This window comes from Paenibacillus chondroitinus NBRC 15376 (assembly GCF_004000765.1).
Taxonomy (GTDB): Bacteria; Bacillota; Bacilli; order Paenibacillales; family NBRC-103111; genus Paenibacillus_E; species Paenibacillus_E chondroitinus.
Window position 1 is genome coordinate 1 of record NZ_BILW01000091.1, and the last position, 5648, is coordinate 5648.

Sequence of the window (5648 nt, forward strand, 5' to 3'; positions counted from 1 at the left end):
GGGCAGGATAGATAGTTTAATGAGATGAAGCACGGGGATAATGGTGTTAATAACAGTAATGAGGTGAGTAAAAATACTGAATATCCCAAAATTCTTTGTTCTAGTTACATTTGCGTTAATTCTTGGCGTTGGTTTCATGGCAAGTAATTTTATTAAAGAATCGAAAACTTCTAAAACCGCTTCTTCAAATATTTCGAGGTTAGATGAGCAACCAAGCCTTATTGGAAGATCAGAATCATGTGATATTCCGCCAAAAACATTGAATTGGAATGGTCAAATATATACTTTGTCACATTCAGAAGAATATCCCGAACCAACTATTAAACTTGGATATATGCAATGTATAAATGGAGACTTTATATCCGCAATAGATGATGGCGGAGAAAACCATTTTATTATTTATCTAAACGGGGTAGATGATTATGAACTAATGATTTTTGGAAAATGGGGAAAAGCATTATATTCTCCAAAATCTGAGTAAGTGTGATTGTGAATTGAACTAACGCAGAACGATAGCGCAATAACCAGGGAGCAGATGGCCGGGGCTGGCATCTGTTCCTTTTTCATTGAAGTAACGGGCAGATTTCTTCAATAAAATGTTATATTAAAGTCAGAAGAATTGATAAAAAAAGAATTAACATAACAGGGAATTGAGGTGGGTTTGATGGAAATTCATTACCGCCAAATATTAGATATCACACATGATGGAATCAACTATCTCGATAGTAATGAGCAAACACAAAAAATAAGTTTTATTGAGTGTAGGAAAAATTGGGTAGCTTTATGTAATGAGACAGACGGGATAAACCGCACTTTCGAAGATTCATTTTGCGTTGGTTGGCGTGATTGGTTCAGTCAACCTCAATATTTTGAGTTCTTTTCAGAACCAAAAGTTAAGGTAATATTCCCGTATAGAAAAAACTTGTTTTCAATTTTTAGGAATGATAGAAAGAAAATTAGGAATGAATTCATTAAATTACAATGGAAAATTATTGATTGTGGGCATACCACATATGATTTAGGCTAAATCTGTTATTCAGCTAACGGATAACTTTAGTGCAATGGACCAGGACCAGTTTGCCGTCGCGGCAGCTGCTTCTTTCGTTAAGCTATAGGGAGTTTAGTTCAATAATTGGCATAATCCTTATAGGATGAGCAAAGAACCATTTTATATAAATAGCGAGGAATTCAAAAATGAAAAAATCGAAATTAGAATTCAAACTTCGTAAAAGAGACGGCTATCCAGGAATTATAACTTTTGCTGATTTTATTGTGGACGGACAATCATTATACGATTTATATGCAGAGAAATTCGATTTTGTATCTTGTTTAGGGTGGGGCAGTGAGGAATTTCAAAATGAACAAATCTCAAGGTTAATATTAATGAGTAAACCAGATTTTCCAAATGGGAAGAACTCTATATATATTTGTCCTGCATGTGCTGATTTGGGCTGCGGGGCAGTATCATTATTTATCTAAAAGACAAAAGATATAATAACTTGGACTTACTTTGACGGCAGCGGTAAGTTATTTGATAGACAATTTACGTTCCATTTCGATATACAAGATTATATTGTTCAAATTAAAGGTACATATGGATTGGGCGGGTTTAAGTTCCCATGGTAAGAATAAGCTTTTTCCATTTTTCATTAAGCTAACTGGGAACGATAGCTGAATAAAGACAAAGCGGCAGCCGGCCATGACGATTGGCTGCCTTTTCCACGCTAACGGGCAGAAGAGTTGAATAATGTTAAGATGAAGGAAACCACTTACAAATCGGCGAATACTGTATTAAAACATTCTTTGGGGTGTGCAATTATGGAAAAAAGATTGTTAGCATATCGAATTTATCCTGAGCCATCTGGGACCGAGTATCAGCATTCCAATTTAATGAACAAAGCTGAAGTTGAGTGTTTATTTGATTACTGTCAGATATTAGAAGCGATGATTTCAAGAGACGGTTGGAAAGTCTTGCTTGAATATCATGGTTTTCAAGCGCTTTATGAAATTAATGAAAAAAGTGGTTGGTTTGACTGTAATAACCTCGAAGAATTTATTTTTGAAGTCGAATCACATATCAATTCATTGCCCGAACTTTAAGCTAACGGGACACGATTGTTTAACTTGTTTTTCTCCCTTGACTTAAAGTTAACTTTAAACGATACAATGAGAAGCATCATTAACCAAGGGAGAGATGCTTATGTTTCGTTCGCATTGGGTCGTCAAACAGTTCGGAGGTCCGCAGGCGATGGAATGGGTCAAGGAGCCGCTTCGCACCCCGTTTGCGGGAGAGCTTCGGATCAAGATTCAAGCTGCCGGTGTTGCACTCGGCGATGTGTTGAGACGGGCAGGGAAATATCCGGCCACCTTGAGGCTTCCCTATACACCAGGGTACGATGCAGTTGGAATCGTCGAAGAGGCAGGAGCGGAAATGGAGCGCTTCCATCCGGGGCAACAGGTGGGCGTCTTCTTCAACGGCGCCGGCGGCTATGCCACGCATGTCTATGCCAAAGCCGATGAGGTGTTCCCGATTCCGGAAAATCTCGACACCTCGCTTGCGGCATCGGTCATTCTGAATTACGTATCCGCATACCAATTGCTTCACCGTCTGGCACGCGCAACCAAGGGCGAGCGATTATTGATTCACGGGGCAAGCGGTGGCATGGGCACGGCTCTGTTGGAACTTGGCAAGCTCGCCGGACTTCAGATGTACGGCACTGCATCAGAGGTCAAACACGCGGTTGTCATGTCATATGGGGCCTTCCCCATCGATTATCGCAGTCAGGACTTTGTTAAAGTGCTTTGGGAACAAGCGCCAGAGGGCATGGACATCGTGCTCGATCCGATCGGCGGCGACAACTATCGCAGATCCTTGCAAACCTTAAGTGCCAAAGGCCGGTTCATCAGTTACGGCTATACCGCCATCCTTCAGGAGGGCGAGGCGGAAGACTGGGTGGCCGAATGGAAGTGGCTGGCCGAACAGCAGGCTACCGAGAACGGAAATCCCATTTCGCTTTATAGCATTACGGGGTTGAAGCAGGAACAGCCTGATTGGTTCCGGGAGGATGCGGCAGCAGTGCTTGATCTGTTGGCGCAAGGAAAAATTAAGCCAATCGTTTCCCACATCCTTCCGATGGAGGATGCGGTCCAGGCACACGAAATGTTGGAGACTTCCTCGACCACAGGTAAAATTGTGTTGGTCAATGAATAAATAAATAGAGAGGATGCATTAGGATGTACGCGATCGGCGAAGTATCCAGAATGACCGGCATACCAGCTTCGACGCTGCGCTATTACGAATCGATCAACCTACTACCCGAACCACAGCGCGCGGACGGAAGTCAGGCAAGGCGCTATACGGAATCGGATTTGAAAATTATCACGTTTATCGACGGGCTGAAAAAAACCGGCATGAGGCTCGAGGATATCGCACTCTTCGCACAGGATGGCTGTCTTTTGATGCGGCAGGAACAGCCCGATACTTGGACCGCTCAAATTTTAAGCAAACGCGTGGATCTGCTGACGAAGCACATTGACCAATTGCAAGAGCAAATCGCGCATCTGCAATCCGTCAAGAGCATCGCCGCCGAACGGAGAGCAATTTATGCCGATATGCTAGAAGATCGGAAGTCCGCACTGGACCGGGAGTGAATCCCCGCCTCATAGCGACCTTGATTACTAATTTGCGCAGATACTCTGTATCCGCCGACACAGTTTTTCCACCACCAACTAGCCGTCAGTTTCTCACGGCTTCTTTTCCTTCCACCTAGCGGATTGAATTAACGATCACTTTAGTGTAGGAGCTGCTTTGTGAGCTCCTTTTTGGTTTGTTCAACTAACGGGACACGATAGCTCAATTACTACATGATGGCAGTGAAACTCACGATCGGCTTCCGTTTTTCTATTGAAGTAACGGGAGGTGATTACTTTGGCGAATTTCAGAGTAAAGAATCATAACCTGTTAGTTAAAAGGAGCAACATTATGAACCAATTTATACTTAGGCGGTTTAATGGCACGGAAATATTTAATGTATCATCAGCAACTGTTACTGCCAAACAATCTGATGAAGGAATCTCTTTATGGTTTGAAGTAGAAACCGATTCAACAGCGATTCAAAGAAATTCTGATACAGAGTCTATGGGGGGCAGCCCCAATGCTTCATTTTATCTAATCGTGAATGATATAGAAGAAATAACTAATACCAATATTACAATTCCAACTAGTTATAATAATGAATTACAGGACTATGTTACAACCATTTATTACTATGATCACAATGATATCAATAATAACATTATTTCAATTAAACGAGTTGACTCCAGTAGCTTCTACGTTAAATGGAATGGCACGACAATGGATTGTAATTTTTATGATGGAAGTAAGCCAGAAACACAAATTGAAATTGAAACAATATTTAATTTGATTGAATAGGGAAATGTTAAATCAATGCCATGCCATAATTCGTTAAACTAAGGGACACGTTAGTGCAATGCGAACAGCTGCAGCCGGCCCAAAAGATCGGCTGCTATTTCGTTGAGCTAAAGGGCAGAATAATGCAACCATATTAGTTTTATGGAAGTCTCGCTTTTAATTTTCGTTTAAGAAAGAAAAAGGCAGTTTCGTATTTATTAATTTACATTAACAATCTTGTTAACCTCGACTAAACTAACTGGGAACACTAGTTGAATCAATTAAGTTTTAAAACCTTCTACTAGATGCAAACTAGAACTAATTGCTCTAATAGGAGGTTTTATTATGATTCTAAGTGAACTCTGGCTTTATTATGAGGCGGACAAACGAATCCAGGGATTTAGCCCCAATACTTTGAAAGCCTATGCTTTACAACTCAAGATACTCCTTACGGAAATCGGGGATATAGATATTTCTGAGATTACTCTGAATCTGCTGAAGGAATACTTAGCAAAGCAGTCTGAAAGATTAAAACCTAGCAGCCTAGGGCATCGCATTCGGTTTGTGCGTTCCCTATTTCGATTTGCATATGAAGAAACCTATTTGCCCAACAATCCTTCTCTCAAACTGCGTGAACCCAAAATGGATAAGCGAATTCCTAAGTTTTTGGTGGAGGAAGATGTCATTCACCTGAAAATCTCATGTGAGACTCTAAGAGAAAGAGCGCTTCTTGAGATTCTTTACAGCACTGGGTGTCGAATTGGAGAGGTTGAGAAGTTAAACATTGAGGATTTGAACTGGGAGAACTGCTCTGCCATTGTAAATGGTAAGGGGGCTAAGCAAAGAGATGTTTACTTCACCACGGAGTGTAAAGTATGGTTGAAGAAGTACCTAGCCAGCCGTGAGGACTCGTGTAAGGCTTTATTTGTAACGGTTACAAATCCTGTAAAACGGATGGCAATTCCCACGCTCAGATGGTCATTAAAGCGACTGGCAGATCGGGGAGTGATCGAGGCAAATGTATATCCCCATCGATTCCGTCATACCTATGCATGCCAGCTGCTAGATAACGGAGCGCCTTTAGATTTTATCCAAGGCATGCTGGGTCACGAAAAAGCCTCAACGACACAAATCTATGCTCAGCTCCGCGGAGAACGACGGAGAGAACTGTATCGTCGATTTTTTTAATACGAGTTAGTGTTTATTCCCATTTAGAGAGCCGCGCCGCTCAACTAAA

8 protein-coding genes are annotated in these 5648 nt (G+C 41.5%); all 8 read left to right on the top strand.

Annotation, left to right across the window (positions count from 1 at the left end; genetic code table 11):
- Positions 1–136 precede the first annotated feature (136 nt).
- Positions 137–481, top strand: a complete 345-nt coding sequence (locus tag PCH02S_RS35240) for a hypothetical protein (protein WP_127458760.1) — start codon at positions 137–139, stop codon at positions 479–481.
- A gap of 183 nt (positions 482–664) precedes the next feature.
- Entirely contained in the window at positions 665–1027 is a 363-nt protein-coding gene (locus PCH02S_RS35245) for a hypothetical protein (protein WP_127458761.1), read from the top strand.
- A 167-nt stretch (positions 1028–1194) separates the two neighbouring features.
- Entirely contained in the window at positions 1195–1479 is a 285-nt protein-coding gene (locus PCH02S_RS35250) for a hypothetical protein (RefSeq protein ID WP_127458762.1), read from the top strand.
- 339 nt (positions 1480–1818) lie between these two features.
- Positions 1819–2100 carry a hypothetical protein gene (locus PCH02S_RS35255; protein WP_127458763.1) on the top strand — a complete coding sequence of 94 codons (282 nt, stop codon included), beginning with the start codon at positions 1819–1821 and terminating at the stop codon, positions 2098–2100.
- A 100-nt stretch (positions 2101–2200) separates the two neighbouring features.
- Positions 2201–3211, top strand: coding sequence for a zinc-binding dehydrogenase (locus tag PCH02S_RS35260; RefSeq protein WP_127458764.1), 1011 nt, complete (start codon positions 2201–2203; stop codon positions 3209–3211).
- A gap of 23 nt (positions 3212–3234) precedes the next feature.
- Positions 3235–3651, top strand: coding sequence for a MerR family transcriptional regulator (locus PCH02S_RS35265; RefSeq protein ID WP_127458765.1), 417 nt, complete (start codon positions 3235–3237; stop codon positions 3649–3651).
- A gap of 331 nt (positions 3652–3982) precedes the next feature.
- Positions 3983–4432 carry a hypothetical protein gene (locus PCH02S_RS35270; RefSeq protein WP_127458766.1) on the top strand — a complete coding sequence of 150 codons (450 nt, stop codon included), beginning with the start codon at positions 3983–3985 and terminating at the stop codon, positions 4430–4432.
- A gap of 324 nt (positions 4433–4756) precedes the next feature.
- Entirely contained in the window at positions 4757–5599 is an 843-nt protein-coding gene (locus tag PCH02S_RS35275; RefSeq protein WP_127458767.1) for a tyrosine-type recombinase/integrase, read from the top strand.
- The last annotated feature ends 49 nt before the right edge of the window (positions 5600–5648 follow it).

What these genes read in the sequence shown, in the direction of transcription:
- PCH02S_RS35240 (WP_127458760.1), top strand. Translation starts at nt 137, where the DNA reads ATGGCAAGTAATTTTATTAAAGAATCGAAAACTTCTAAAACCGCTTCT.
- PCH02S_RS35245 (WP_127458761.1), top strand. Translation starts at nt 665, where the DNA reads ATGGAAATTCATTACCGCCAAATATTAGATATCACACATGATGGAATC.
- PCH02S_RS35250 (WP_127458762.1), top strand. Translation starts at nt 1,195, where the DNA reads ATGAAAAAATCGAAATTAGAATTCAAACTTCGTAAAAGAGACGGCTAT.
- PCH02S_RS35255 (WP_127458763.1), top strand. Translation starts at nt 1,819, where the DNA reads ATGGAAAAAAGATTGTTAGCATATCGAATTTATCCTGAGCCATCTGGG.
- PCH02S_RS35260 (WP_127458764.1), top strand. Translation starts at nt 2,201, where the DNA reads ATGTTTCGTTCGCATTGGGTCGTCAAACAGTTCGGAGGTCCGCAGGCG.
- PCH02S_RS35265 (WP_127458765.1), top strand. Translation starts at nt 3,235, where the DNA reads ATGTACGCGATCGGCGAAGTATCCAGAATGACCGGCATACCAGCTTCG.
- PCH02S_RS35270 (WP_127458766.1), top strand. Translation starts at nt 3,983, where the DNA reads ATGAACCAATTTATACTTAGGCGGTTTAATGGCACGGAAATATTTAAT.
- PCH02S_RS35275 (WP_127458767.1), top strand. Translation starts at nt 4,757, where the DNA reads ATGATTCTAAGTGAACTCTGGCTTTATTATGAGGCGGACAAACGAATC.